Origin of the sequence: Rothia nasimurium, assembly GCF_928381705.1 — a bacterium.
GTDB lineage: Bacteria > Actinomycetota > Actinomycetes > Actinomycetales > Micrococcaceae > Rothia > Rothia nasimurium_G.
Genome location: NZ_CAKMSR010000025.1, coordinates 1 through 1979, shown reverse-complemented (window position 1 = coordinate 1979; position 1979 = coordinate 1). Strand labels below are relative to the sequence as shown.

The following is a 1979-nucleotide window of genomic DNA, read 5'->3' as shown; positions in this document are numbered from 1 at the left end:
GATTGGGTTTCTTTGATACTTTTGATTTTGTACTTAGTTAGTCAAGGTTAATATCTTTGATTTTATCTGTGTGTAAGTTATTAAGGGCACACGGTGGATGCCTTGGCACTAGAAGCCGATGAAGGACGTGTGAATCTGCGAAAAGCCTGGGGAAGCCGATAACAGGGCGTTGATCCCAGGATGTCCGAATGGGGAAACCCAGCAAGCCATCATGGTTTGTTACCACCAGCTGAATGTATAGGCTGGTTGGAGGGAACGAGGGGAAGTGAAACATCTCAGTACCCTCAGGAAGAGAAAATAACTAATGATTCTGTGAGTAGTGGCGAGCGAAAGCGGAAGAGACTAAACCTGTGGTGTGTGATACCGGTTGAGGGTTGCATCATGGGGGTTGTGGGAGTACGCATAACAGTTTCAACCAGCTGTTGACGTGATGTTCTAGCATGTAGGTGAACGCCTTGGGATGGGCGACCGGAGAGGGTGAGAGTCCTGTAATCGTAATGTGTTAGACCGCGTGTGTGCCACCCGAGTAGCACGGGGCTCGTGGAATCTCGTGTGAATCTGCCAGGACCACCTGGTAAGTCTAAATACTTTCTAGTGACCGATAGTGAATCAGTACCGTGAGGGAATGGTGAAAAGTACCCCGGGAGGGGAGTGAAATAGTACCTGAAACCGTGTGCTTACAAGCCGTTGGAGCCTTTTGGGGTGACAGCGTGCCTTTTGAAGAATGAGCCTGCGAGTTAGTGTTCTGTCGCGAGGTTAACCCGTGTGGGGAAGCCGTAGCGAAAGCGAGTCTGAATAGGGCGAGTGAGTGGCAGGATCTAGACCCGAAGCGGAGTGATCTATCCATGGCCAGGTTGAAGCGACGGTAAGACGTCGTGGAGGACCGAACCCACTTCAGTTGAAAATGGAGGGGATGAGCTGTGGATAGGGGTGAAAGGCCAATCAAACTCTGTGATAGCTGGTTCTCCCCGAAATGCATTTAGGTGCAGCGTTACGTGTTTCTTGCCGGAGGTAGAGCTACTGGATGGCCGATGGGCCCCACAGGGTTACTGACGTCAGCTAAACTCCGAATGCCGGTAAGTGAGAGCGTAGCAGTGAGACAGTGGGGGATAAGCTTCATTGTCGAGAGGGAAACAGCCCAGACCATCAACTAAGGTCCCTAAGCGTGTACTAAGTGGGAAAGGATGTGGAGTTGCTTAGACAACCAGGAGGTTGGCTTAGAAGCAGCCACCCTTGAAAGAGTGCGTAATAGCTCACTGGTCAAGTGATTCTGCGCCGATAATGTAGCGGGGCTCAAGTACACCACCGAAGTTATGGCAATCAGTTTTTTACTGGTTGGGTAGGGGAGCGTCGTGTATCCAGTGAAGCTGCGGTGTAAACCAGTGGTGGAGGGTACGCGAGTGAGAATGCAGGCATGAGTAGCGAATCACGGGTGAGAAACCCGTGCGCCGGATGATCAAGGGTTCCAGGGTCAAGCTAATCTGCCCTGGGTTAGTCGGGGCCTAAGGCGAGGCCGACAGGCGTAGTCGATGGATAACGGGTTGATATTCCCGTACCGGCGAAAAACCGCCCATACTGATATTTTGATGCTAACTGTGAGAAGCTGTTTGTAACCCCTTCACTTGTGTTGGGGAGCTTGTGGTGGACTGCAGGACCCGATTTTTGGAGGTAAACGTATTAACAGGTGTGACGCAGGAAGGTAGCCAAGCCACGCGATGGTTGTCGTGGTCTAAGCGTGTAGGGTATCCGGTTGTTAAATGCGCCGGTGTTGGCCTGAGACGTGATGGGACCCCGTTTGTGGGGGATTTGGTGATCCTATGCTGCCGAGAAAAGCATCGACGTGAGGTTTTAGCCGCCCGTACCCGAAACCGACACAGGTGATCAGGTAGAGAATACTAAGGCGATCGAGAGAATCATGGTTAAGGAACTCGGCAAAATGTCCCCGTAACTTCGGGAGAAGGGGAGCCTTGAGCGTGACC

At 51.8% G+C, this 1979-nt stretch carries 1 rRNA gene; it reads left to right on the top strand.

Annotation, left to right across the window (positions count from 1 at the left end):
• Nucleotides 1-70 precede the first annotated feature (70 nt).
• A 23S ribosomal RNA gene (locus L6762_RS11825) occupies nt 71-1979 on the top strand; the annotation flags it as partial.